Origin of the sequence: Candidatus Villigracilis vicinus (assembly GCF_016702885.1) — a bacterium.
GTDB lineage: Bacteria > Chloroflexota > Anaerolineae > Anaerolineales > Villigracilaceae > Villigracilis > Villigracilis vicinus.
In genome coordinates, this window is the sequence record NZ_JADJDD010000002.1 from 35,781 (window position 1) to 61,329 (window position 25,549).

The following is a 25,549-nucleotide window of genomic DNA, read 5'->3' on the forward strand; positions in this document are numbered from 1 at the left end:
CGCACAGTAAAAATAAGCATGAATCAACTCTCTTATGTTTTCGCAGTCACTCTTCTGCTGGTTGCAGCCTGGTGCACATGGCGATATTATGATCTAAAACGCAGCCTGCGTCAGGTTGAGCAGTTCATGCGTGACCCGCAAACACCTCCCCCACACTCAAATGAAATCGATGCCCTGATCGGTGTCATTGAATCGCGCCGCCTGGCATTCAACATGGAGATCAAGGCGCTGCAGACTGAAAATGAACGCCTTGCCACTGTGCTTGAACAACTAACCGATGGTGTTTTGATCGCTAATGCAGATGGGCGTGTGCAATTTGCAAACCCCGCCGCCGGAAAGCTCTTTGGCACCGATGAGCCCACTCACCAAAGCGTGGCACAGGTGGTGCGCAGCCATCAACTGATCGAAGCATGGAAGCGCTGCCAACAAACCCGTCAGATCCAGATCGAGGCGGTGGAGATTCCCACTCGCAGGCAACACCTGCAGATCATCGTCATCCCTGATATGCACGAAGGCGGTAGTTTGATCCTTGTGCAAGACCTGACCCAAGTGCGGAAACTGGAAACCGTACGACGCGACTTTATCTCAAATGTGTCGCACGAACTGCGGACGCCGCTCGCTTCTTTAAAGGCACTGACCGAAACCCTGCAAGGCGGCGCTCTTGCAGACCCGGAAGCGGGTCCACGTTTTCTGGATAGGATTCACACTGAAGTCGATGCGCTGACACAGATGACCCAGGAATTGCTCGACCTTTCGCGCATCGAATCGGGGCAGGTGCAGTTGAACTTTGAATCCATTTCACCGCGAAAGTTACTCCATGCTTCAGCTGACCGGATGAAGGCGCAAGTGGAACGCGCAAATTTAAAATTGGATGTGTTATGTGCTGATGGGTTGCCAGACATCCGTGCAGATAAGGGCAGACTCGAACAGGTGCTGGTTAACCTGATCCATAATGCAGTTAAATTCACAAAGCCTGGGGGAAGGATCACCCTGGGTGCTGAGGCAGTTCCCGGCGGGGTACGATGCGCAGTGCAGGATACAGGCATTGGCATACCATCGGAAAGCCTTTCGCGCATCTTTGAACGATTCTATCGAGTCGATTCATCCCGTACCGGTTCCGGCACGGGATTGGGACTCTCTATTTCAAAACATATTGTGGAAGCACACGGGGGCAAGATATGGGCGGAAAGTGATGAAGGGCGCGGCAGTGCGTTCTTTTTTAAAGTCCCCGCCGCTTAAAATCAGCGCCCCAACAAAACAGCTTCAGCAGATTCGAGCTGTGCATAAACCGGAATAATGGCTGGTATATCTGTGATCTCTAAAACACTCATAACGTCTGTGGTTGGGCTTAGGAGAACCATTCTGCCATTGCGGGTTTTCAATGATTTGGCATTTATCACAAGCAGCCGAATTCCAATGGAAGCCAGATATTCCACGCCAGACAGATCAACGATCACTGATAGTTTCTCCCCTGAACAATACGCTGCAAATTTCGTTTCGATCTGGTTGACTCCGGTAATATCGAGCCTGCCCTGCAGTTTGATGAGGGTAATCCCTCTTTCCAATTCGCTGACGTTTAATTCCATATAATGAGCCACCTATGCGTAAAAGATGACTCATTATATGGACGTTAATAAGAATGAGTGTTAACAACAGGTTATTATTTTTTCTACTCACCCATTAAGTGGGCTTGTACGTCGAAACCTTTTTCCTCATTGGCAGGTTTCGGGCGTTTGTATGTCCCATCTGACTCGAGGATGCGGGCACGGGTATTGTCTTTGAGATAGTTCTCGAGAATTTTCTCGCGCAGGAACTTGACCTGTGCTTTATTCTCCACAGGGAAAACAACCTCCACACGATGGTTAAGGTTGCGCGGCATCAGGTCGGCGCTGCCCATATAGACTTCATCGCTGCCGTTATTCTGGAAATAATAAACACGGCTATGTTCAAGATACCGCCCGACGATGCTGGTAACGCGGATATTCTCACTCACATCCTTTATGCCCGGGCGCAGACAACACATGCCACGCACGAGCAGATCCACTTTGACACCCGCCTGTGAGGCTTGGTAGAGCAACTGGATCATTTCCATATCCACCAATGAGTTCATTTTGAAAATGATACGGGCTTTATTCCCGGCTTTGGCATGTTCGATCTCACGGCGAATGAGCTTTTCGATCTGTTCGCGCAGATTGACCGGAGCAACCAGCAATTTTTTGTAACTCTTTTTGGTGGAATAACCGGTCAGATAGTTAAAGAGGTCGGTGGCGTCAGCACCCATGTCTTCGTCACAGGTAAACATGCCCAAGTCTTCATAAAAACGGGATGTGACTGCGTTGTAATTCCCGGTAGCAAGGTGCAGGTAACGGCGAATGCCCTCCCCTTCCTTGCGGACGACCATTGCGACTTTGCAATGGGTCTTCAGTCCAACCAACCCATAGACCACATGCACGCCTGCATCTTCCAATGCGCGCGCCCAACCAATATTGGATTCTTCATCAAAGCGAGCTTTCAACTCCATCAATACGGCAACCTGCTTGCCGCGTTCGGCGGCTTCGAGCAGGGCTTCGACCACCGGCGCATTCGAGCCTACGCGATAGACCGTCTGTTTAATGGCGAGGACGTTCGGGTCGCGGGCGGCGGCTGTGAGGAAATCTATGACCGGGGAAAATGTCTCATAGGGATGATGCAGGAGAATATTCCCTGCACGGATGATATCGAACATGTTCTCGGTGGTATCCATATTCCGCAGAGACTTCGGGATACGTTGGATATAAGGCGGGTATTTCAATTCAAAGCGTTCAACACTGCCATAGAGCTGCCATAAGTTCGCCAGCCCAAGCGGATGGTTCATAATGTAAACATCGTTCTGAGAAACTTCAAGGTTATCCACCAACAAGTCACGGATCTCGTTGGGCATGGAGGGATAGATCGCTACCTGCACCACAGACCCGAACTTGCGCTTTCGAATGCTTTGCTGCATGCTTTCAAGCAGGTCATCGGCTTCGAGTTCCTGGATCTCGATATCGGCATCACGTACGATGCGGAAAGGATGAGCAGAGACGACTTCCAAACCGGGGAACAGTCCGGTGAGGTTGACAGCGATCAATTGCTCAAGCCATACAAAATAATGATGGAAGGGGATCGTACCGTCTTTACGGACACTGCCCGAAGAGCGTTTGATCGGAATAAGACGCGGCAAGGTATCCGGCACTTTGAGACGCGCGAACTTCTCATTCCCTTTTTTATCACGGATGACAATGGCAAGGTTCAGGCTGAGATTGGAAATATGCGGGAAGGGATGTCCCGGGTCCAGTGCGAGCGGGGTCAGCACCGGGTAGATGACATCGTTGAAGTATTTGTCGGCGCGTTCCTTTTGAGATTTACTCAATTTGGAGTAATCGAGAATATGGATGCCTTCTTTTTCCAGTTTGGGCTGAAGTTTGCGGTGAAAACATTGCTGGGCATCCTGCATCAGGTCTTGAGCATTTTTACGAATAACAGCCAGTTCCTCGCGCGGGGTCAGTCCATCTTCCGACAACTTGGCAATGTTGGCTTCCACCTGTTTGCGAATACCCGAGACGCGCACCATGAAGAACTCATCCATGTTTGAGCCAAAGATGGCGAGAAACTTCAACCTCTCGAGCAGGGGGTTTTCCTCGTCGCGAGCTTCTTCCAGCACGCGGCGTTGGAATTCCAACAGACTGAGCTCACGGTTGATATAAAGAGAAGGAGATGTTAGGTCAATTTCGGTCATACGTGGCGCCTCGGGTGTCGTCAATGGGTGATTGTCCATTGACGATAGCGTCATTGGATCGGTCACCTCTGATGGTTGGTCGGAAGTCATTGTATTCTATTATCTTTCCGCAATTTCGACCATGACGCCCGGGGTAAGCAGCCATTCAAGTGTGGCTTTATGTGTGTGATGAAGATCGTCGGTTGAAAGATGGCAGATGCCGCCTTTTTTGAAGGTCATTTCTACGGGGGCACCCCCAGCTACCAACAGGCTAACCAGAGTGGAAAGGTATGGCTCATGCCCAACGATGGCGAGGCTGTTCACTGAATATTTCTCATTGATCTCGGCGAGCAACAGGTCGGGATCGCCCATGGGTGTTAGATTCTCGCTTTGCACAACTTTCTTCTTCATCTTAAAAACGTCGCCAAGGATTTCAGCAGTTTGATAGGCGCGAAGGTAAGGGCTGGAAAGGATGAAGTCGAATTCAATTCCGAGTATCTTTAACCCTTTGGCAACCTGACGCATCTTCTTCGCGCCTTTATCTGTCAGCGCGCGCTGACTGTCTTCACCCGAAGACGACTCTTCTTCGGCAATGGCATGGCGGATAAGGTATAGGTTCATGATTTATTCTCCCAAGGAAAGGATTGATCAGGGGAAAGACGCCAGAAGATCAGCGCTTCTCCTTTATCTTCAAAAAAGTTTAAGACGGCCGCGCGAAGGCGCGAATCATAATGATTGGAAGCCGCTGTAAATCCGGGTTGTGAGGCGGGGTCTAGTTCGGTCAATTTCTGGCGGGCAACTTCCATATCTTGAATATCACCCATTCGTGATTGATAGTCGTGCAACCTCTCAAAGTTTGTTTTCGGGAATTCAACTAATAAGGGGTGGATGATCTCGATGGAATAGCGGAATTTTTTAAATGCAATACGAAGTTTATGAATGCCAGGGATATTCTCTGAATCCAAAAAGTTGTAAGGCTGCAGAACGCGCGCGTAGGCTTCATCCACCGCAGCAAGGCTCTGTTCTACGAGATTTTCCTCCGGCAGGTTTTGAATCATTTCACGAGTTTTCTCGATACGCTTCGAAAGGTTTTTTATATCGTGCGCTTTCACGTGTTTACGCGTGGAGCGCATAAGTCTTTTCTCTTCATGCAGCCAGCGTTCTTGAGCCGCTGCCAACTCAGGGACATCATTAATGAATTCAGATACATCTGCCAGTAGAACCTGAATATCGCGCAGTTCATCCAGATCGTCGAGATGGTCTTTGAGTTCGCGGCGAATCTTTTGGATGCGTTTATGAGGAATAATAGAGCGCAGCAGGTCGAAGAGCGCCAACAAGCGTCGCGTTGCCACACGCAGGTCATGAACTGCCTCTTCTGAAAAGTTCTTGCGGCAATTCTTTAATTCCAAATGAAATCTTTTCCAGCGCGTATCAAGTGAGTCTACTAAAACGATTTTGGCGTTCATGGTCATTCCTCAATTTCCAGTTTCATGCCGAACACTTCTTGAAACAAAGAGCAGCGTTTTTCAAGCGCCCAGGTTTCAAGGCTCGAGCCGCTTCCGCCTTCTATTTTTAATAGCCATTTGTTTTTGACCTGCCGAAGGGTCACGCTTTTTACACGGCGCGTATGGCTGACGTCCATGGCATCGGCAAGGCGCAGCAGGACAGAAAGTTTGATGACCATGGAACGGTCTTTCGTTGACAAGGAGCGGAAGTTTTCGTCCTGCACGGTCGGCATGGATTTGCGATGGTAACGCGCAACATTGGCAACAATGTTTTGTTCACGGTTTGTCAGACCGATCAAGAGATTGGCTTTTAGAATGTAGTAGGTATGCTGGTTATGATCAACCGTATTAATGAAGTGACCGATATCATGCAATAACGCGGCAACTTCCAATAGCAGCTTATCCTCTGCTTCAAGGTTGTGCAGGGAGAGAGTCTGGTCGAATAATTTTCCGGCAAGGAAGGCAATCAGAATCGCATGCTCACCATCGAATTGATACTTTTCTCCAAGCCGCATCGCAGACATCCATACCTGTTCGTTTCGCGAAGTGCGCGGAGCCTTGCTCAAGCTTTGGGCAAGATCAAGCAGCAAACCATCTTTCAAGCCCACACCCGGGATCTTGATCTCATTGACACGAGCTTCTTTGGCGATCGTTTTCAGTACGATGATCGCAGGCAGGATGACATCGGCGCGGTCGGGCTTGAGTTTAAGCTTTCGCATCCGCTCCTCAACCGGCATCTTGCTCAATATCTTGGAAAGTTTTTCCAACTCTTCAAACGTAATGGCTGAATCACTTTCGCGTTTAAAAAGTTTTTTACGCAGAGCCCCCATTTCTTCGATGTTTCCGCCGGTACCGATACACACATCTATTTTTTTGTGTTTGATCTCGCGTTCAATGCGCCGCCGGGCAGCTTCGGCATATTCGCGCACCAATTCATCAAATGGAAGTTTGGCTGGCTTCTGGCTTAACTTTGCCAAAAGACGCACCGTGCCCATGTTGTAACTTTCAGTGGAAAGGATATTGTTTCCCTGTGAAAGGGTCACTTCGACGCTGCCTCCACCAATATCGACCAGCATAGTGTGTTTATTTTTGAGTGGAACCACACTGGAGACCGCCAGATGGATTAAACGCGCCTCCTCTTCCCCACTAATGATCTCTACTTTAATACCGGTTGCGCGCGCAATACGATTGCACAGGATGTCGCTGTTGCCCGCCTCGCGCATGGCACTGGTTGCCACCGCACGAATGCGTTCCACGCCGTAATCATCCGCCACTTTTCGAAAACGAATAAAGGCATCGAGAGCAAGCTGCGCTGTACCCTCCTGTATTTGTTTTAAAGAAAAAGCATCCTGCCCCAAACGAACAGGCAGGCGCAGGTTTTCGACCGTTTCCAATTTGTCTTCATAACTCAAACGCCCAACAACCAAACGCATGGCATTTGAGCCGACATCAATTGCGGCAAGAGTTTGCATGAGGTACCTATACTTAATTATACAGTGAGTTCACAAGGCACTCATGCTCTGGCTGTTAACAACAAGTAAAGAAACAGGGGTATTAAGCGCACCTTAACTTCTCGTTTTCAGCCTCTTAATTGCTTTTTGCTACACTCGCTCTATCACTGGAGCAACTAAATATGAAAAAAATATTATTTATCTGTGGATCACTCAATCAAACTACACAAATGCACCAGATTGCACAGCATTTGATGGATGTATATGATTGCTATTTCACTCCCTACTATGCCGATGGAATTGAAGATATGTTTGCGCGATTGGGACTGTTAGATTTCACTGTCCTGGGTGGAAGGCACCGGCGGGAAACAGATGCTTATCTTCAGCAAAAAAAACTCAAGGTAGATATGAGAGGCGATAAACACGAGTACGATCTGGTCTTTACTTGCAGTGATCTGATCATCCCAAAAAATATTCGCAATAAACGCATCATTCTGGTTCAAGAAGGGATCACAGAGCCTGAAGGTGTGGTGTATCAGTTTGTCCGCTGGCTGGGGCTTCCACGATATTTCGCAAATACGGCTGCCAATGGCTTATCCAACGCGTATGATCTGTTCTGCGTTGCATCAGAGGGATATGCCGAGCATTTCATTCGCAAGGGTGTGAAACCTGAAAAGATCGCCGTAACAGGTATTCCCAATTTCGATAATATGGCTGACTTCAAGAATAATGAATTCCCGATGCATGGGCATGTGTTGGTTGCCACCTCCCCCTTGCGTGAAACTTTCCGCCCAGATAATCGTTCTGCCTTCATTAAACGCTGTGTCGAGATCGCCGCTGATAAAAAATTGATCTTCAAACTGCATCCATTGGAAAACGCCCCCAGGGCAATACGCGAGATTGCCAAAGAAGCGCCTGATGCAACTGTTTTCACACATGGGAATGTATCTCACATGATGGCAAATTCGGCAGTGGTCATCACCCAGCAATCCACCTCCACCTTTGTGGCAGTAGCATTGGGCAAAGAAGTGCATACCAGATTGAATGTAGCCGAATTGAAACGGTTAATGCCCATCCAAAATAGCGGCACTTCAGCGGCACAGATCGCACATCTCTGCCAACGCATGTTACATACCCCTGAAGTGAATCTCAACCAAGCTTTCGGAAAAGCACGCCGCCAACAGACTTTACCAGAAGGTTCGTAAAACCTTTCATAACCGTTTACCAGTTGTTAACTGGTTCTTAAGTCCATCACAATGTGTTCGTTGTAATATACAAGCATGGAAACGATCTTCGCTTTGTTTTTATTTATATCCCTGCTGACCGTCTTCACCATAGACGCCTCTCGCAAACGCCGCGAGTTTTTGCAGAACCAAAGCCGCGCGTAGTTCTTTTTCATAACTTCTTCTCCTCCTTCCTTTGCCACCCGCCCTCACCCGGCGGGTGGAATCGTTAACAAAATCTGCACAAATATTTCAAACTCCCTTAACAGCCTCCAGATACACTATCAGCATGAATGCGGTGACAGTCACGAAAATTACTGGCATCTGGGCAAACCCATCCCAGCGGGATTGTCACCCATCATTCTTTTCATGAAACTTTCCGCGCCTAACGCGGTCTAACTGGATATAAATTGGAGAATTCAATGGGACTTGCAGATTTACACTTACACACGATCTACAGCTACGATGGCACCGCCACCGTTCCTGCTGTTTTGCGCCGCGCACATGAGATCGGCTTGAACGTCATCGCCATCACCGACCACGATGAGATCGCAGGCGCGCTGGAAGCGGTCAAGCTCGCCTCACACTACGGCGTGGAAGTTATCCCCGGAAGTGAGATCACCACCGCAGAAGGCGATTTGCTCGCGCTCTTCATTCACGAAAAAATCAAGCCCGGTCTTTCGCTCATCGAAACCCTGCTGCGTATACAGGATCAAGGCGGGGTTGCCATTGCCGCACACCCCATGGCAGGCGGAATGGGCATGAAAAGCCTAACCCCTGCGTCCATCTTGAAAGCATTGAAACATCCCCTGGCAGCCCGAACCCTGCTCGGAATCGAAACCTATAACGGCACCGCCATTGACCGTATTAGTAATCATGCGACTAACATCTTTGCCAAAGGATTGAACATTGCGCACACCGGCAACAGCGATGCGCACGTCATCGACACGATCGGGTTTGGCGCTACAGAATTCCCCGGAAGCACCGCCGCTGATCTGCTTCAAGCCTTACACGAACGAACCACGCGCGTTCGCAAGCTGAACGAATGGAGCGCAATTCGCGTGGTCAGTAGTTGGGGTTTCAGATATATTGAAAGCACCTTTGCCCGCCTGACGACAGTACGCGTATAACCTTCAAACCAAAGAGCCTTAACGCGAGTTTACCCTGCAGGTACAATGGCGTAAATTAGGCGGATGACGCGTTTTTTCGCGCTATTCGCCCTCTTTGCGCCGATCGCAGTATTATCTTTTCCATATACAATTATGAAAACAACATTTCGAAGGAAGCATACATTATGACCAAACGAATCCTAGTTACCAACGACGATGGCGTGCTCGCCCCCGGCTTGCTCGCCCTCTCGAAAGAAATGCGAAACCTCGGCGATGTGACCATCCTCGCCCCCGATCGAAACTGGTCAGGCGGCGGTCACGTTAAAACCTTAGACCGCGCCCTGCGTGTGCGTGAATTCCGTCTTGAAGATGGCTCTCAAGCCTTCGCCAGTGATGGCGCCCCCAGTGACTGTGTCTCGCTTGCATTGCTCGGCTACTTCAAAGAAAAATTTGACCTGGTCGTCTCTGGCATTAACGTAGGCGCGAACCTCGGTCACGACGTAACCTACTCTGGTACTGTCACTGCTGCCATGGAAGCCGTTATCACCGGTATTCCTGGTGTGGCTGTCTCGCTTGAAGTCTCAGAAGCTCACATCGGCCCGCTGGATTTTTCCGCCTCGGCATATGCCGCCCGCATTGCCGCAGAAAATGTGCTATCGCATGGGTTACCTCAAGACACCCTGCTCAACGTCAATATTCCTGCTTTAGGTAAAGAAGAGATCAAAGGTTTCCGAGTCACCCGTCAGGGGCTGCGCGTATATCACAGCCGTCTTGACGAACGGATTGACCCGCGCAACCGCCCATATTATTGGATCGGCGGCGACGCCCCCACTGGTGTACCCGAATCTGGCACCGATGTCGGCGCATTGGCAGAGGGCTACATCTCCATCAGCCCACTGCAACTTGACCTTACCGCGTATCGCGCCCTCTCAGATGTCAGCACCTGGGAATGGAAATAAAAACGACCCCGAAGGGGTCAAATGATTCTAGCTTTCGCAGATCTTAAAAACCAACCCCAAAGGGGTGGCATAGATTTGTATCTATATCATCCCTTCGGGATTTTGCTTCGGATTAACCTAGTTCTATAATCATTACACCCCTTCGGGGTTATACACTGGCTTTTAGAACTCGACTCTTCTGTAACGGCTGTGATTTGATATGCACCACAACATGCGGGGATCAACAGCGTCTCAAATTTATTGAGGACGAACGCCTCACCCTCCGCCGATACCTGGACTTGCCCCTCGATCACGGTCACCCCGTGAAAGGATTCGCCCCTCGTCTCCAAGCGGACGGTTTTCTTCTCCACTCGAATTTCATCCAACTGAAAATACTGACATTGTGTGAGCGTGGTGACTTCGCCATCTTCCATCTGCGGCGGCTTGACCGGTAACGACGCGGCATTGGGGTTGGAGACTGCCACGGCTTTATCAATATGCAATTTGCGCGTTTCGGTTTCGGGGCGTCCCCAATCATAAACGCGATAGGTGATATCGGATGTCTGTTGAATTTCGTAGATCAACATGCCCGGTCCCAGTGCATGGACGGTGCCCGGATGCATGAACAAAGTGTCCCCCGCCGTCACTTTTACTTTTTCCACCAACTCCAAAATAGATTCGCTTTTGCTTTGAATGGCTGCTGTCAACTGCTCGGCAGAAACATTCGGCTTAATGCCTGCCACCAATTCAGCATTGAGTTTGGCTTCAAGCACATGCCAAGCTTCGGTCTTGCCGAACAAGCCTTCCCCTTCCAGCTTTTGTGCCTGCTCATCATTCGGGTGAACTTGTAATGAGAGCCACTGGGCACAATCCAATATCTTCACCAACACGGGAAATCGATTGCCCGTCTGCGCGACGGCTTTTGTGCCAAGCAGGTCTACGCCAAATTCAAGGGAAAGGTCTGAGAGGGCACGCCCGGCATACGGTCCGGAAGTGATGCGGTTGCCTGCAAAGATGATCCATGCCTCAGCGGTGGGAACGACCTCCGGGCGGAGTCTCGCTCCACCCCAAACATAGTCACGATATTCGGGTGCCAGTGAGAAGGGAGTTTTGTTCATATCTTGATTGTAACAAAATTAATGAACGGTGGACCATTGACCAGGTGATCTTAACAAGATGTTAACTTGTCCTTCCATTGACCTTAAGCGCAGATTGATAACATCCGAGCGTAGTCAAAAATATAGGAGAAAAAGAGAAATGTCCAAAACTTTTCGTACGTTCATTTTCGTCTTGGTTGCGTTGAGCCTCGTGCTCGCCGCCTGTGGCGCCCCGGCAACTGAAGCCCCCGCTACTGAAGTTGCAACCGAAGTCGCCACCGAGGCTCCCACTGAAGCTGTTGTGGAAGACCCGATGGCAATGTATGCCCCAGATGCCGTTGAAGGTGATGTAGTCACCGCCGGTTCCTCCACCGTCTTCCCGCTCTCCGAGCGCATGGCTGAAGAATTCCAGAACGAAGGCTTTACTGGCAACGTCACCGTTGACAGCATCGGCTCTGGCGCTGGTTTCGAACGCTTCTGCACCGCTGGAGAGTCCGATATCTCCAACGCTTCCCGCAAGATCAAGGACAGCGAAGTTGAAGCTTGTGCCGCCATTGGTCGCACCCCCGTTGAATTCCGCGTGGGCACCGATGCTCTCGCTGTGGTCGTAAGCTCCAGCAATGATTTCGTTACCAACCTCACCAAGGAACAGCTTGGCAAGATCTACACCGGAGAGTTCAAGACTTGGGATCAGGTCGATGCCTCCTTCCCCGCTGAAGCCATCCTCATCTACTCCCCCGGCGCTGACTCCGGCACATTCGACTACTTCGTTGAAGCTGTCGTTGCTCCTTTGACCCTCAATGCCGAAGGCAAGGCTGACACCAAACTTGGTGAAGAAGCTGTCCTCGGTCTCGAAGGCGCTCAGTTCTCTGAAGATGACAACGTCCTCGTTCAGGGTGTTGAAGGCAGCCCCTACGCTATTGGTTACTTCGGTTACGCTTACTTCGTCGAGAACCAGGGCGCTTTGAAAGCCCTCAACATCGAAGGTGTGGAGCCCAATCAGGAAGATGTGGACAACGGCACTTACCCGCTTGCCCGCCCGCTCTTCATCTACTCTGATGCTGCGATCATGCAGGAAAAGCCCCAAGTTGCCGCTTTCATCTACTTCTACCTCTCCAATGTCAATGACAACGTCATCGATGTAGGTTACTTCCCCGCTCCTGCCGCTGACCTCGAAGCCTCCATGGCTGCCTGGGAAGCCGCGACGACCAAGTAATTGAATTGAATACAAAAGGGCTGGTCTCTGAAAATGGGACCAGCCCATTTCTGCTGTAAAAGGGTAGCAACGAACCCACCATAGCACAGAGAGAAAATGTATGAAAGAAGAAGTCCTGAATATAAAAGCCACAGAAACTCAAAGTTTTCGGCAATTTGACCTCAAAAGAAAATCCGAATTAGCGAAACTATTATCCAAGGAATACTTTTGTTCTTTGCAGGGGATTTTATCTATTTTGGCCACCGTCGCCATCGTATACGAATTAGGCAAGGAAGCCGTGTTGCTTTTCTTCACAAATCCCGATGTGACCTTGCCAAGTTCTTCGGCAAGACCAAATGGCAGCCGGGCATCGGTCAATATGGAATCTGGGCACTCATCTCTGCCACCCTGATGACAAGCCTGATCGCCATGTTGCCATCTCACTTCCGCTTGGGCTGGCAGCCGCCATCTATTTGAGCGAATACGCCTCCCCAAAAGCACGCGGTATTCTCAAACCTGTTTTGAAATTCTGGCAGGTATCCCGACTGTCGTGTATGGTTACTTTGCTTTGTTGTTCGTCACACCCATTTTGCAAAAAATCTTCGGCGACAACATTCAAGTCTACAACATGCTTTCGGCGGGCTTGGTCATGGGCATATGATCCTGCCGCTGATCTCCTCCATGAGCGAAGATGCGCTCAGCGCCGTGCCGCGTTCTCTGCGTGAAGGCGCCTATGCCATGGGTGCCACTAAATTTGAAAGCAGTATGCAAGTCGTTCTGCCTGCCGCCCTCTCTGGCATTGGCGCCGCACTCATCCTCGGTATCTCCCGCGCTGTTGGTGAGACGATGATCGTCGCGGTCGCATCCGGCGCCGGACCTAACTTCTCCTTTAATCCGCTCGAAGCCGCTGAAACGATGACTGGACACATCGCCCGCATCAGCGGCGGCGACCTTTCGTACAACTCCATCGACTACACCAGCCTCTTCGCCATCGCGTTGATGCTCTTCCTCGTGACCCTCGTACTGAACCTCATCAGCCAATACATCGTCAATCGTTTCAGGGAGCGCTACGAATGAATCAGAGACATGACCACTTCCCCGAAGGGGCAGATTTCAACGCCTCTTTACGCAGCCGGTATCGGGTCGCCACTATTTGGCAGATTCTTTTCCTTTCGGCTTTACTGATCGCCATCATCGCTCTCACCGCCCTGCTCTACAACGTCGTGGACGGAGCCTTTGGCTACATCGCGTATGAATACAAAGATGATCCGGCGGAATTCACTTCCACGCCGGTGAATGAACTGACGAAAGACGAACTACTCGTCATCCTAAAAGAAAATCTTTCTTCAGGTGCATATAACAAACTGGAAAATGAACAACCCATGCAAGAACGTTCGCAAGCGGACTTACTCAACCTCTTCCTCGAACGTCTTGTACGCATTGATACCAAAAACACTTGGAGCATGACCGACTCACTCCTGCGTGGAGACGCGATCCGCGCCGAAGTTACCGAAAAATATCCCGACGCCATTCTCGAATTCCGTTCATGGCTCACACCGCAATTCCTTGTCACGCCCATGTCCTCTAAAGCGGAGTTCGCCGGTGTCCGCACCGCCATCCTTGGCTCGTTATGGATGGTCGGGCTTGCCATCCTCTTCGCTCTACCCATCGGCACAGGCGCAGCCATCTATTTACAAGAGTACGCCCCCAAAGGCTGGTTCACCAACATCATTCAAACCAATATCAATAACCTCGCAGGCGTCCCCAGTATCGTGTATGGCATGTTAGGTTTGGCGGTCTTCGTCCGTACACTTGAGGCTTTCACCAGTGGCAGCATGTTCGGTGTGACCGACTCGAACGGACGCACCGTGCTTTCCGCTGGCTTGACGATGGGCATCCTCGTCCTGCCGCTCATTATCATCAACGCGCAGGAAGCCATCAAAGCTGTCCCCGACTCACTTCGGCAAGCCGCATACGGTGTCGGTGCGACGCGCTGGCAAACGATCTGGCATCACGTTCTGCCGAATGCACTCCCGGGCATCCTCACAGGCAGCATCCTTGCCATCTCTCGGGCACTCGGTGAAACTGCTCCACTCATCGTTGTTGGCGCTTCCACCTTCATCAGCATTGATCCAGATGGTCCTTTCTCAAAATTCACCGCCCTGCCCATTCAGATCTACCAGTGGACAACCCGTGCCCAATCTGAATTTCATGCCATTGCTGCGAGCGCCATTATTATGCTGTTGGTTTTATTGCTCACATTGAACGCCAGTGCAATTATGCTGCGCAACCGCTACCAGAGAAAATACTAGAAGTCAGACGATAGAAGATCGTCAATCGTCATTTCAAGGAAGTAAATATGCAAAACTCACCCACCTACGCCATTGAATCAAACGATCTCTCCATACATTATGGAACCTTCACCGCCGTCAGAGGCGTGAACCTCAAGATCGAAAGACAAAAAATCACCGCCATTATTGGACCTTCCGGCTGCGGCAAGTCCACCTTGCTGCGTGCCTTCAACCGCATGAATGATTTCGTACCGGGTTGTTATGCCACCGGCGAACTACTTTGCAGGGACAGAACTTGTACAGCAAAAACATCGACCCTGTGGAAGTGCGCCGCAAGATCGGTATGGTCTTCCAAAAGCCAAACCCATTCCCCAAATCCATTTACGAGAACATCGCCTGGGGCGCACGCATCAACGGCTTCAAAGGCAAAATGGATGAACTCGTTGAACAGTCTCTGCGCAGCGCCGCCCTTTGGGATGAAGTAAAAGATAAACTGCAGGAAAGTGCCTACGCCCTTCCGGCGGACAACAACAGCGTTTGTGCATTGCCCGCACCATCGCCATTCAACCAGAAATTATTTTGATGGATGAACCCGCCTCGGCACTCGACCCCATCTCCACTCTACGCATCGAAGAGTTGATGCAAGAGTTGAAAAAGAACTACACCATCCTCATCGTCACCCACAACATGCAGCAAGCCGCACGCGCCAGCGACTATACCGCCATGATGATGATCGACGACCAACGCGCAGGCGGTGTGATCGAATTCGACGAGACGAAATCCATCTTCACCCGTCCCAAAGACAAGCGTACTGAAGATTACGTAACCGGAAGGTTCGGATAACATGAAAGCCAAAGTCCTCTTTCTCTGCACAGGCAACTCAGCGCGCAGCCAGATCGCGGAAGGGCTTCTGCGCGCGCTGGCGGATGAGCACTTCGAGGTTTTCAGCGCAGGTACAGAGCCGAAGGGCAGCATCCTGCCCGAGGTCCAGGAAGCGATGCGTGAGATTGGCATCGATATTTCAGGGCAGTGGTCAAAATCCGTTACGGAATATCTTGGCAAGACTCACTTCGCGCATGTCATCACAGTTTGCGCAGATGCCGAAGAAAATTGTCCTGCCATTTTTTTGAACATGGGTACGCATGAACATTTCCCCTTCGATGACCCGGCAAAAGCGGATGAAGAGCAGCGCCTCGAGTTGACCCGCCACGTGCGTGACCAGATCGAGCAGCGTTTGCGCTTTTGGCTGACCGAAAAAAAATATCAATCCAACAGACCATCGTCAGATGTAATTGTCAGTAGTAAAATGAACACCATCAACTCTAAGAGGACTTATGATTCGAAAAAACTTTTGAGAGCGACATGCAGCAGGTAAAAGACGAAGTGCTTTTACTAGGCAGCATGGTCGAACATGCCATTATTGGCTCAGTAGAAGCGTTGAAGAAACGTGACGTCAAAGCTGCCGAGAAAATCATTGCCGAAGATAAAGAGATCAACAAGAAGCGTTTCGCCATCGAAAACCAGCTGATGATCCTGATCGCCACCCAGCAGCCCATGGCGCACGACCTGCGCCTGCTCGCCTCGACCATGGAGATCATCTCCGAGCTCGAACGCATGGGTGATTACGCCAAAGGCATCGCCAATATCAATATTCGCATGGGCGAAGAAACCCTGCTCAAACCATTGATCGACGTTCCGCGCATGGCACAAAAAGGCGCAGACATGCTTCATCGCGCCCTGACCGCCTTCGTGCAGGAAGATGTAGCAACCGCTCAAACCCTGCCCGTTGAAGATGATGAAGTCGACGCGCTTTACAATCAGATCTACCGGGAGTTGATGGTCTTCGTCATTGAAGATCCCAAGAACATCGAACGCGCCAACTGGCTGCTTTGGGTGGCTCACAACCTCGAACGTTTTTCTGACCGCGTTACCAATATTTGTGAACGCACCATCTTCATCGCCACCGGCGAATTTGGCGAGATCAAATCCAGCGATGATGAGTTTTGGAAAAATCAGAAGAAGTAATCCGTACTGAGTAATTAAGAAGCGAGTGGATGAGAACCTCATCCACTCGCTTTGTTCTAATTGTCCTGAACTCCTGAAGTCCAGGAAACCTAGATGACCCGAAAGTGAATTTTCGGATTCCGTAACTCCCTATCCCATTCTTCCAGTAATATATGCTTCGGTTAATTCCTGTTTTGGCACAGTGAACATCTGGTTGGTGGGCGCAAATTCGACCATCTCACCCAGCCAAAAGAAACCAGTGTAATCAGAGACGCGCGCAGCTTGCTGCATGTTATGCGTTACGATCACAATGGTGTATTGTTTCTTTAAGTCCGCAATCAGTTCTTCCACGCGTAGAGTAGCGATCGGGTCAAGCGCAGAGGTGGACTCATCCATCAATATCACTTCTGGCTGCACAGCAATGACACGGGCAATGCACAATCTTTGCTGCTGCCCGAGCGACAATCCCATCGCATCGGATTTAAGATCATCTTTCACTTCGTCCCACAATGCTGCGGCTCGCAAGGACTTTTCCACGACCTCGTTCAGATTCACGTCCAGCCCCATCACTCGCAAACCGAACGCCACATTATCAAAAATAGACTGTGGGAACGGGTTCGGCTTTTGAAAAACCATGCCCACCCGCTGACGGAGATTGACTACATCCATGGATGGGTCGTAGATATCCTGTCCATGGAGCAGGATCTTCCCATCCACTTTTGTACCGGGAATGGTATCGTTCATGCGATTGAGGCAACGCAAGAACGTAGATTTTCCACAGCCGGATGGACCAATGAGTGCAGTCACTTTTTGCGGCTGAATTTCCAAGTTAATGTTGGAGAGTGTTTTCTTAGGGGCATTGTAGTAAAAGTCCATGTTCTGGACGGTAAAGGCGGGTTGAGTTGCAATCATGGAAGTGATTGTATCAAAAGAAAACTCCAGGCGATATAAAAATCATCAACTGGCAAAAACGCCAAGACTGGAATCAAGCCCGGCTGAGTCAGAGGCGGTATAATCCCAGCCGATGAAACGTGCACTAATCTTCTTTGTACTTACCACTTTCTTCATTACTTCCTGTGGATCCACTTCCACCGATACTACTTCCAACTCCCCTGCTCAATACATCGAGAATAAAGGTTCCGATACCATCGTCAACCTTGCGCTGGCATGGGCGGAAACCTACCAGGCTGAACACAGCGATGTGCGCATCTCGGTGACGGGCGGCGGTTCAGGTACGGGTATTGCGGCGCTGATCAACAACACCGTAGACCTGGCGAATGCCTCGCGCAAGATCAAGGATGAAGAGATCGCTGAAGCCCAATCAAAGGGCATCGAGCCCGTTGAACATATCATTGCACGCGATGCCATTGCGGTAATTGTGAACCCTGAAAACCCTGTCAGTGAATTAACTTTGCAACAGATTTCTGATATTTACAGCGGCAAGATCACCAACTGGAATGAAGTCGGCGGTGAAGACAGACCGATCGTAAAACTCTCGCGCGAAACCAACTCTGGCACGCATGTATATTTTCTGGAAACCGTTTTAAGGCTGGGCAGCAAGGAAGACAAAACGCTCTTCTCCACCGATACGCTTTTGCTGCCCTCTTCGGAGGGGATCATCTCTGAAGTGCGCAGCAACCCAAATGCCATTGGTTATGATGGTCTTGGGTATGTGCCTGATGACCTGAAAATGATCGCGATTGCCGAAGAAGAAGGCAGTGCCTATGTGTTGCCCGCTATTGACACAGTAAACGATAAGACCTACCCCATCGCGCGCGACCTTTATATGTATACTGACGGCGAGCCCACAGGGATCGTGAAAGAATATCTCGATTGGATCCTTTCCCCCGAAGCGCAAGAGATCGTGGCGGAGTTGGGTTTTGTGCCTGTGAAGTAAATAAATTATTACGTCATTGCGAGGGCGATGCTTTTCGCCCGAAGCAATCTAGTATTTAAGACTGGAGATTGCTTCGGCGCAACGAATAAGAGCGCGCCTCGCAATGACGGTGGAGCACTATGGAAAAATCTTTAAACTGGCGTGAATTCATCATTACAAGAGCCATCAAAGCGAGCGGATATTCCGCCATCGTTTTTGTCTTGCTTATTTTCTTCTTCCTAATGCGTGAAGGTTTACCCGCGCTCGGTGAAGTGGAAGGCAGCAATTTCATTAGCCTGCGTTGGTATCCCATTGAAGCGATGTTCGGCATCCTGCCGCTCATTACAGGGTCGCTCATCGTCACTATCGGCGCGGCACTTATCGCTGTCCCATTTGGGATCGGCACCGCGGTTTACATCTCCGAGATCGCTCCGCGTTGGATGCGCGAAATTCTCAAGCCGCTCGTGGAACTGCTCGGTGGACTCCCTTCGGTGGTCTTGGGATTTCTCGGTATCCTCGTCGTCTCCCCCAACCTTCGCATCTTTCTGGACCTGCCAACGGGTCTGACCGCGTTTACCGGGTCGCTGCTCTTGGGCGGAATCGCCGTGCCCACGGTCGTCTCCGTTGCCGAAGATGCACTCGACTCTGTGCCGCGCGCCTATCGCGAAGGTGCCTGGGCATTGGGCGCCACCAAATGGCAGACCATCTGGCGTGTGACCCTGCCCGCGGCAAAGTCTGGCGTACTGACCGCTATCATGCTTGGAGTGGGTCGTGCCATCGGCGAAACGATGACCGTGATGATGGTCACCGGCAATGCTCCCGTATTGGCAACCAGCTTGGGTAGCCTCTTCTCCCCCGTCCGCACCATGACCGCCACCATCGCCGCCGAAATGGGCGAGGTTGCAAATGGAAGCGTGCATTACCACACCCTCTTCCTGATCGGCATTATTTTGTTCTTGATCTCATTGACCGTCAATGTGATTGCATCTTCCGTCGTCTTCCGAGCCAAGAAACCTGCAGAGAGGATCCTCTCATGATGAAAGTCTTCGCTCGTAATCGTCACACCGTCCAACGGCTTGGGTATGGATTTATCACCCTGATGGCTCTGGTCACTGTTCTGCCCATCGTTGGCACAGTTCTCTTCATTCTATTTAAAGGCGGCTCTGCCATCTCGTGGGAATTCATCACTGGCTTCCCGCATGACGGTATGCGCGCAGGTGGCATCCTGCCTGCCATTATCGGCACGCTTTATTTAACCGTTGGCACAGCGATCTTCTCCGTGCCATTGGGAATTGCGGCGGCTATCTACCTCTCTGAATACGCCAAAGACACACAGTTGACACGCCTCATTCGCCTGGCGATCATCAATCTGGCAGGCATCCCTTCTGTAGTATATGGTTTGTTCGGCTTGGGCTTGTTCGTCTTGTTCCTTCAATTCGGTACATCCATTCTCGCCGCTTCATTGACTCTCTCCATCATGACTCTGCCCGTCATCATCAGCACCGCAGAAGAAGCACTGCGTTCCGTGCCGCAATCCTTCCGCACAGTAAGCATCTCTCTCGGCGCGACTCGCTGGCAGACCATCCGCAAGATCGTCATAAAGGAAGCGCTGCCCGGCATCCTCACCGGAGTCATCCTCGGCTTGGAACGTGCCGCAGGCGAAACAGCGCCGATCCTCTTCACAGGCGCAGCCTTCTTCCTGCCACGCCTGCCCGGCTCCCCCTTCGATGCGACCATGGCACTGCCGTATCATCTCTTCGTCATTTCCACACAAGTGCCTGAAATGCCGATCCAAATCCAATATGGAACGGCGTTGGTCTTGCTCGCCTTCGTTCTCACCATGAACGTGATCGCAACCATCATCCGCTCGCGGGCAAGAGCGAAACGGCAGTGGTAGTCAATCGTCTAATGAACAAAATCGAAATCGAAAACCTCTCTCTCCAATACGCCGATGGCGCGGAATCTCTGCGCGGCATCAGTATGGGAATCCGTCAGAATGCAGTGACCGTCCTCTTCGGTCCGGCAGGAGGCGGAAAATCCACATTGCTGCGCTGTCTCAATCGCCTCAACGACCTGACAGACATCCGCACCAGTTCCGGGCGCATCCTGATCGACGGCGAAAACATCCTCGACCCTAAAACGGACGTGATCGCCTTGCGCCGCAAAGTAGGCATGGTCTTTGCCCGTCCCGTCCCATTGCCAATGAGCATCCGCGAAAACATCACCTACGGATTGGAACTGGCAGGCGAAAAGCGCCGCTCTAAATTGGATGAAGCCGTGGAACGTAGTTTGAAACTCGCCGCTATTTGGGACGAAGTCGAAGACCGCTTGAACGACCCAGCCGTTGCCCTCTCTGGTGGTCAGCAACAACGCATTTGTCTCGCGCGTGTGCTGGCGCTTCAACCTGATATTATTCTGCTTGATGAACCTACCTCGGGTCTTGACCCGATCTCGACCGGTAAAGTGGAAATGGCGCTGCAAGAATTAAAAAAGAATTACACCGTCATCCTCGTGCCCCACTCGGTGCAGCAAGCCGCCCGCACTGCCGATCATGCCGCCTTCTTCCTGCAAGGCGAACTCATCGAATATGACGACGGCAAAAAAATGTTTACCACTCCCAAACAAAAGAAAACCGAAGATTACATCATGGGCAGGTTCGGATAAGAATCATCCACGTATAATACAAAAAAAGGACTGTCACACGGACAGTCCTTTTTCATCATTAAGCATTCCTAATTCATTATTACCCTTACCATACCCGTTCCAAATTCTCATTCTCCCCTACTTTACGACCCACTTTCGCCATATCGATCCATTCGCCGTGAATTTTCACACGCACCACATCGGCTGTGAAATCAGTGCTTGTGCCATTGCCATTGCTAAACAAGATACGACCCCACTGCATAAATATCCGCAGGCACGCCCAGCTTCTCGAACTTGCGAATTTTTTCCGGAGCGAAACCACCAGACACTACGATCTTCACGCTGTGACAAAATTCCTTCGCCGCTTCTTTCCAACGCTCAGGCAGGTCCCAACGTTCCCAGGCTGAATCTATCCCCGAGCGGACGTTAAACACCAGACGCGGATTGACTCCCAAGTCCAATGCCGGATCACCGAGCGGTGTGACAGACACATCGCGCAAATTCCCGCCTGTATCCAAACGAACGCCATACAATTTATATTTCTCAGCTTCTTCCGTATTACCTGCATCCATCAACTCGCGATATTTCGCGAACATCGCATCCAAGGTTCGCAGAGTATCGCGGACCGAATCATTGTTGAAATCCACCAGTGCAATGCGTGGAATACGTGCGGGCAAAATATGCGAGAACTGCATCATCGCCTCTGCTGTATCGCCGAGGAAAGAAGCGATCGCAGCATGAGCCACCGTCCCCCCGCCCGCGCCGCCCCACCAATCTCCCTGCGCATCGGTGGAGACAAACGCACCCAACTCTTGTGCGTGATCTTTGTTGAATCTCTGCAAGGCAATGTTGTAAGCATAGCCATCGGCGGCTTGCACTTCATGTACATCGAAACGCGCTGGGAAGAACAACACCGGTTTGCCCTTCGCTGCCACCAAGGTTTCATATACATTTGTGGCTACCCGACTCGAACGAGTGAGAATGCCAAGCGTTGGCGTTTCCAATAAGGCAAAGTCACGGTAACGCCCACGCACTTTGATGACCGGTTGGATCTTGCTCGGGTCGCCGTCATATTTGACGGTCGAACCATCCTGCACAGCCCAAACCTCCATCTGAGTTGAAGCGTCAACAAAAGTATCACCTTCAAAATGTCCGGAGCAAAGCCGCAGCATTTCCAGCGACTTGTCCACGCCTACGACCGTGGTTTTGCCCATGCGGCGCGTGAACCACTGCATCTCCACTTCTATATCACCCACAGCGATCTTTTCAGGAGAAACACCTTCCGGCAGGTTGTGATACTCGCCTGAATAACTATAGCCTTCTTTCGACAAAGCGGTCAACATGCGGTTGATGTTCTCAAAATATTTGTCTGAATACCAGCCGCGGCGCATGCGTTCAATATCAAGTTTAAAGGTATCGTTCGTTAATCGCTTGCCATCAAAAATCGACATATCTTTTATTCCTTTGGGAAATCAATAAACTGGGGTGGAATATTCTGCGCCAGATAATGCTCCGGCTCAGGAGAATAAAACTCGATACCTGCATGATGAGCCTCAGCAGCTCGCACTACAAGTAAACGGACATGGTCAGTTCTACGTTCGCCAACATTTAAAGCCCGTTCTGTATTTTCAGAGAGATGCACATATTGACGTTTCATCGAGCGCAGACCTTCCCTGCGAATGGCTTTCTCGGCTTGCGGCGTCGTACCGTGATACAACACCTCCGGCGGTGTGACCGATTCATACGTCACGCGTTCCACCTTGCTGTGCCCATACAACGCTCGAATGCGCCCATCCTTAACTTCAAAACGTTTCTTGCCATCCAATTCGCCGTTCAAGACCTTGCGCCAATCTTCCTCGCTATATACATCCGTCGATTTTTCATCGACCAGGCGCTTTAGATCAGAAAACTCAACAAAGCCTTGCAGATCCAAATGCAGGTCAAAGTCATTAGCACGATGACGCAAAACAAGCGAGATGAATTTTGAAAGCCTTGTAGGATTGGGCATTTTGTTACTCCATTTCATCCGTCGACTTGACAATGTGCATGCCCGCATTCGCGAACCAGGCATACGCATCATTCGCCGCCTCGGTATGGTCCACCACCCCAGGCACCACCACCGCTGACGAACAGTCGTCGAGCAGATAGACTTTCTTTGCAAGCTGCGGGTCAACGGCAAGGATATCGTCGAGCAAATCCTGTACCGTCCATGCCACACAGTGACTCTTTGCCTGCCCGGCGATATAGAGCTTATCCACTTCTTGCAGGTGCTGAATGAACTGCGGGTCATGCGCCCCCAACACCTCGCCCATCGGACCCGTCACAACTTCAGGACCAACAGCCGAATAATTTTCTGTAAACGGTTTGTCACCTTTGATGGCGAAGTGCGGCTGGTCTATCCTTGCATGGGAATGGAAGAAGATGGCTTCTTCCACAGCAGGCACAAGTGCATGACCAATTCCACCCAGCATGGCGTGATAGGGCCAGATCGTCAGCGCGTATTTGCCGATCTTATGAAGAGTCTCGGCATAATGCATCATCATCTGTTGACCGTACTCCGGCGCGATACCAAATTGCGGCGCGAGCGCGGAGTTGAAGACCCATTTGCCAGACTCAAGGTCTGCAACATGAATGTCAGTATATGGAGCGGGATGATTTCCTTGTGCATCGACAAAGAAAATGGGATGGAAGATCTGCTGTGATCTATGTGTATCCATCGTGGCAATGATGTGAGTCAACTTGCCGAGGTTGCGATAGATAAATTCGCACAGGCGCGCGTTATCTTCGACCGCGCCATTTCCACTGCGCCCGCCGACAAAGAGTTCAAAGCCAGGATGCAGAATGTATTTTGCACGTCGATCAGTAAAAGGGAGATGCGTTCGCTGGAAGTTGCGGCATGCTTGAGGTCGTGTTGAAGCGCGAACGCTCGAGCATCTTCGGCACGGGCGGCATAATCCACTTTCCAAATTTCGCCCACGCGGGAGGCGTCAAAAAAATCAGGGATCGGGAGTTGGGTCATGAAATTCTCCTACAGGAAAATGATCTCTTTGGTTTTGAATTGATACAACATGGCAGGACGATGCGCCCCGGCAAGGTCTTTTTTGCCGGTCTCTTTGGAGCAAGCCTGTTGCCAACATACGCTTACGAAAGTTGCGTTTATCAAGCTTGTCATTGATGATGCTCTCATACATGCTTTGAAGCTCAGAGAGGCGAAATTGTTTGGGCATCAACCCGTAAACGATGTTGCTATAACTGACCTTGGCACGCAGACGTGTGACGGCATAGTTGACGATGGCTTTATGATCGAAAGCAAGTTTGGGAAGATGGTCAACGGGCGACCAGGTGAGGTCTGTGACTTTATCTGACTCAGGCTGCGGCAAACTTTGCCAGGGAATCAGGGCGATATAAGCAACTGTGATGACGCGTGAACGCGGGTCGCGTTTTGGCTCGCCAAAGGTATAGAGCTGCTCCATATAAACATCGCTCACGCCTGTTTTTTCGATAAGCACCCGTTGGGCGGCAGCGTCCAGCGACTCACCCACTTTGATAAAGCCGCCTGGCAAAGACCAATCATTACGAAACGGCTCTTCTGCCCGTTTAACTAACATCACCTTGAGTCGATTCTCGTTGACCGTAAAAAGGACAAGGTCAACGGTGATGCCGGGAGTTTCATATTCGTTATACTTAGTGTTCATTATACACTTAGTATAACGATTTTTAAGTTCTGTCAAGTTAAAACTGCACCTCATCGCAAGATGAGGTGTCAGTTCTTCAAAGATGCAGGTCGTTCTAGGCAGATGCTGAGCGGGACCTTCTTCGCTGCAGGCTGACTGTTGTACGGGTGAAGAAATATGCGGCAACAGCAAGATAAGTAAAGTAGCCAATAACTTCCGTCAGGGAGGGATTGCCGTTATCCAAACAATGTCTTGAGCAATTCACCAAACACAGAGCGTTCATCCACGATAGCGTTGACATCCCAAACATGCTCAATCACAAGGGGATCCAACCGACTTCGTTGAATTCATGAATGCCGTGAGCCACGGTCCCGCCGCGAAGAGGATGAGCAAATAACCAGTGATCTGGAAGAAGCGGCGCAGGTTGAGGCGGGCAGTTGCAGCCAGCAAAGACCAACCCAACAACAGCTGTGCCCAAACCAGCCAACACCGGTGAGGTCAAAATAATTGGCCCCTTTCACGCTGCCTGCAAAGAAAGCGGCAGTGATGAAGAGTGCCAATTCCACACCTTCACGCACAACTGCTAAAAACGCCAACCCAAAAACGGCACGTTTGCCCGTGGTGAGCGCAGCTTTATTGACGCCATCTTCCAACTCCGACTTGATCGTCTTGGATTGTTTGCTCATCCAGAAGATCATCCAAGTGAGGATGCCAGCAGCGAGCACCATTGTGATACCTTCGTAGATCTGTTCGGCAGTTTCTTCAGGCTCATGCCGAAAAGCGTCAGAATAACAGCCGTGAGGATGC

At 50.7% G+C, this 25,549-nt stretch carries 24 protein-coding genes and 4 pseudogenes; 15 read left to right on the forward strand and 13 right to left on the reverse strand.

Annotation, left to right across the window (positions count from 1 at the left end; genetic code table 11):
- Positions 1–18 precede the first annotated feature (18 nt).
- Positions 19–1,239, forward strand: a complete 1,221-nt coding sequence (locus IPG80_RS02750) for an ATP-binding protein (protein ID WP_345102431.1) — start codon at positions 19–21, stop codon at positions 1,237–1,239.
- Positions 1,240–1,241: 2 nt separating this feature from the next.
- Here the strand turns inward: IPG80_RS02750 and IPG80_RS02755 are convergent, their stop codons facing one another.
- The 5 genes from IPG80_RS02755 to IPG80_RS02775 all read right to left on the reverse strand — a co-directional run bounded on the left by IPG80_RS02755 (position 1,242) and on the right by IPG80_RS02775 (position 6,713).
- Positions 1,242–1,586, reverse strand: coding sequence for an STAS domain-containing protein (locus IPG80_RS02755; protein ID WP_345102433.1), 345 nt, complete (start codon positions 1,584–1,586; stop codon positions 1,242–1,244).
- An 83-nt stretch (positions 1,587–1,669) separates the two neighbouring features.
- Complete coding sequence (gene ppk1, locus IPG80_RS02760; RefSeq protein WP_345102435.1) at positions 1,670–3,757, reverse strand: polyphosphate kinase 1; 2,088 nt, start codon at positions 3,755–3,757, stop codon at positions 1,670–1,672.
- Between the two features lie 99 nt (positions 3,758–3,856).
- Entirely contained in the window at positions 3,857–4,357 is a 501-nt protein-coding gene (gene sixA, locus IPG80_RS02765) for a phosphohistidine phosphatase SixA (RefSeq protein ID WP_345102437.1), read from the reverse strand.
- A complete protein-coding gene (locus tag IPG80_RS02770) occupies positions 4,354–5,202 on the reverse strand; it encodes a CHAD domain-containing protein (RefSeq protein ID WP_345102439.1) in 849 nt (282 codons plus the stop codon). The genes sixA and IPG80_RS02770 overlap by 4 nt, the downstream gene beginning before the upstream one ends.
- Positions 5,203–5,204: 2 nt before the next feature.
- Positions 5,205–6,713 (reverse strand): Ppx/GppA phosphatase family protein, encoded by a 1,509-nt coding sequence (locus IPG80_RS02775; RefSeq protein ID WP_345102441.1) that lies wholly within the window; start codon positions 6,711–6,713, stop codon positions 5,205–5,207.
- A gap of 209 nt (positions 6,714–6,922) precedes the next feature.
- On the opposite strand from IPG80_RS02775, the gene IPG80_RS02780 reads away from it, so the two are divergent.
- Positions 6,923–7,897, forward strand: a complete 975-nt coding sequence (locus tag IPG80_RS02780) for a hypothetical protein (RefSeq protein WP_345102443.1) — start codon at positions 6,923–6,925, stop codon at positions 7,895–7,897.
- 26 nt (positions 7,898–7,923) lie between these two features.
- Here IPG80_RS02780 and IPG80_RS02785 read toward each other — a convergent pair whose 3' ends face one another.
- Positions 7,924–8,091: a hypothetical protein gene (locus IPG80_RS02785; protein ID WP_345102445.1), complete on the reverse strand. Its 168-nt coding sequence runs from the start codon at positions 8,089–8,091 to the stop codon at positions 7,924–7,926.
- 246 nt (positions 8,092–8,337) lie between these two features.
- Here IPG80_RS02785 and IPG80_RS02790 point away from each other — a divergent pair, with 246 nt between their 5' ends.
- Together IPG80_RS02790 and surE are read left to right on the forward strand one after the other, a co-directional pair.
- Complete coding sequence (locus IPG80_RS02790; RefSeq protein WP_345102447.1) at positions 8,338–9,045, forward strand: PHP domain-containing protein; 708 nt, start codon at positions 8,338–8,340, stop codon at positions 9,043–9,045.
- Positions 9,046–9,209: 164 nt separating this feature from the next.
- Positions 9,210–9,983: a 5'/3'-nucleotidase SurE gene (gene surE / locus IPG80_RS02795; protein WP_345102449.1), complete on the forward strand. Its 774-nt coding sequence runs from the start codon at positions 9,210–9,212 to the stop codon at positions 9,981–9,983.
- A gap of 86 nt (positions 9,984–10,069) precedes the next feature.
- Here surE and IPG80_RS02800 read toward each other — a convergent pair whose 3' ends face one another.
- Positions 10,070–11,080, reverse strand: a complete 1,011-nt coding sequence (locus IPG80_RS02800) for a type I phosphomannose isomerase catalytic subunit (RefSeq protein ID WP_345102451.1) — start codon at positions 11,078–11,080, stop codon at positions 10,070–10,072.
- A gap of 139 nt (positions 11,081–11,219) precedes the next feature.
- On the opposite strand from IPG80_RS02800, the gene IPG80_RS02805 reads away from it, so the two are divergent.
- From IPG80_RS02805 to phoU, 7 genes and pseudogenes are all read left to right on the forward strand, one after another.
- Entirely contained in the window at positions 11,220–12,275 is a 1,056-nt protein-coding gene (locus IPG80_RS02805) for a PstS family phosphate ABC transporter substrate-binding protein (RefSeq protein WP_345102453.1), read from the forward strand.
- Positions 12,276–12,375: 100 nt separating this feature from the next.
- Positions 12,376–12,666: a hypothetical protein gene (locus IPG80_RS02810; protein WP_345102455.1), complete on the forward strand. Its 291-nt coding sequence runs from the start codon at positions 12,376–12,378 to the stop codon at positions 12,664–12,666.
- Positions 12,667–12,911: 245 nt separating this feature from the next.
- Positions 12,912–13,331, forward strand: coding sequence for an ABC transporter permease subunit (locus IPG80_RS02815; RefSeq protein WP_345102457.1), 420 nt, complete (start codon positions 12,912–12,914; stop codon positions 13,329–13,331).
- Positions 13,328–14,566, forward strand: coding sequence for a phosphate ABC transporter permease PstA (gene pstA / locus IPG80_RS02820; RefSeq protein WP_345102459.1), 1,239 nt, complete (start codon positions 13,328–13,330; stop codon positions 14,564–14,566). The genes IPG80_RS02815 and pstA (IPG80_RS02820) overlap by 4 nt, the downstream gene beginning before the upstream one ends.
- Before the next feature lie 47 nt (positions 14,567–14,613).
- Positions 14,614–15,388 (forward strand): annotated as a pseudogene (pstB, locus tag IPG80_RS02825) (phosphate ABC transporter ATP-binding protein PstB).
- 1 nt (position 15,389) lies between these two features.
- Positions 15,390–15,920 (forward strand): arsenate reductase ArsC, encoded by a 531-nt coding sequence (locus IPG80_RS02830; protein ID WP_345102461.1) that lies wholly within the window; start codon positions 15,390–15,392, stop codon positions 15,918–15,920.
- On the forward strand, positions 15,908–16,570 hold the full coding sequence (phoU, locus tag IPG80_RS02835; protein ID WP_345102463.1) for a phosphate signaling complex protein PhoU: 663 nt from the start codon (positions 15,908–15,910) through the stop codon (positions 16,568–16,570). The genes IPG80_RS02830 and phoU overlap by 13 nt, the downstream gene beginning before the upstream one ends.
- Positions 16,571–16,699: 129 nt before the next feature.
- Here phoU and pstB (IPG80_RS02840) read toward each other — a convergent pair whose 3' ends face one another.
- Positions 16,700–17,461, reverse strand: a complete 762-nt coding sequence (gene pstB, locus IPG80_RS02840; protein WP_345102465.1) for a phosphate ABC transporter ATP-binding protein PstB — start codon at positions 17,459–17,461, stop codon at positions 16,700–16,702.
- 112 nt (positions 17,462–17,573) lie between these two features.
- Between pstB (IPG80_RS02840) and IPG80_RS02845 the strand changes: the two genes are divergently transcribed.
- The 4 genes from IPG80_RS02845 (at position 17,574) to IPG80_RS02860 (ending at position 21,089) form a co-directional block, all read left to right on the forward strand.
- Positions 17,574–18,446 carry a phosphate ABC transporter substrate-binding protein gene (locus tag IPG80_RS02845; protein WP_345102467.1) on the forward strand — a complete coding sequence of 291 codons (873 nt, stop codon included), beginning with the start codon at positions 17,574–17,576 and terminating at the stop codon, positions 18,444–18,446.
- A gap of 119 nt (positions 18,447–18,565) precedes the next feature.
- Complete coding sequence (gene pstC / locus IPG80_RS02850) at positions 18,566–19,462, forward strand: phosphate ABC transporter permease subunit PstC (protein WP_345102469.1); 897 nt, start codon at positions 18,566–18,568, stop codon at positions 19,460–19,462.
- A complete protein-coding gene (gene pstA, locus IPG80_RS02855; protein WP_345102471.1) occupies positions 19,459–20,322 on the forward strand; it encodes a phosphate ABC transporter permease PstA in 864 nt (287 codons plus the stop codon). Before pstC ends, pstA (IPG80_RS02855) begins: the two co-directional genes overlap by 4 nt.
- A gap of 11 nt (positions 20,323–20,333) precedes the next feature.
- Positions 20,334–21,089: a phosphate ABC transporter ATP-binding protein gene (locus IPG80_RS02860; RefSeq protein ID WP_345102473.1), complete on the forward strand. Its 756-nt coding sequence runs from the start codon at positions 20,334–20,336 to the stop codon at positions 21,087–21,089.
- Between the two features lie 85 nt (positions 21,090–21,174).
- On the opposite strand, the pseudogene IPG80_RS02865 reads toward IPG80_RS02860, so the two are convergent.
- From IPG80_RS02865 to IPG80_RS02885, 5 genes and pseudogenes are all read right to left on the reverse strand, one after another.
- Positions 21,175–22,519, reverse strand: a pseudogene (locus IPG80_RS02865) (nicotinate phosphoribosyltransferase).
- A 5-nt stretch (positions 22,520–22,524) separates the two neighbouring features.
- A complete protein-coding gene (locus IPG80_RS02870) occupies positions 22,525–23,076 on the reverse strand; it encodes an RNA 2'-phosphotransferase (RefSeq protein ID WP_345102475.1) in 552 nt (183 codons plus the stop codon).
- Positions 23,077–23,080: 4 nt separating this feature from the next.
- Positions 23,081–24,087 (reverse strand): annotated as a pseudogene (locus IPG80_RS02875) (isochorismatase).
- Complete coding sequence (locus IPG80_RS02880) at positions 24,065–24,763, reverse strand: NUDIX domain-containing protein (protein WP_345102479.1); 699 nt, start codon at positions 24,761–24,763, stop codon at positions 24,065–24,067. Before IPG80_RS02880 ends, IPG80_RS02875 begins: the two are co-directional and overlap by 23 nt.
- A 326-nt stretch (positions 24,764–25,089) precedes the next feature.
- A pseudogene (locus tag IPG80_RS02885) lies at positions 25,090–25,500 on the reverse strand (FTR1 family protein); the annotation flags it as partial.
- Positions 25,501–25,549: the final 49 nt, after the last annotated feature.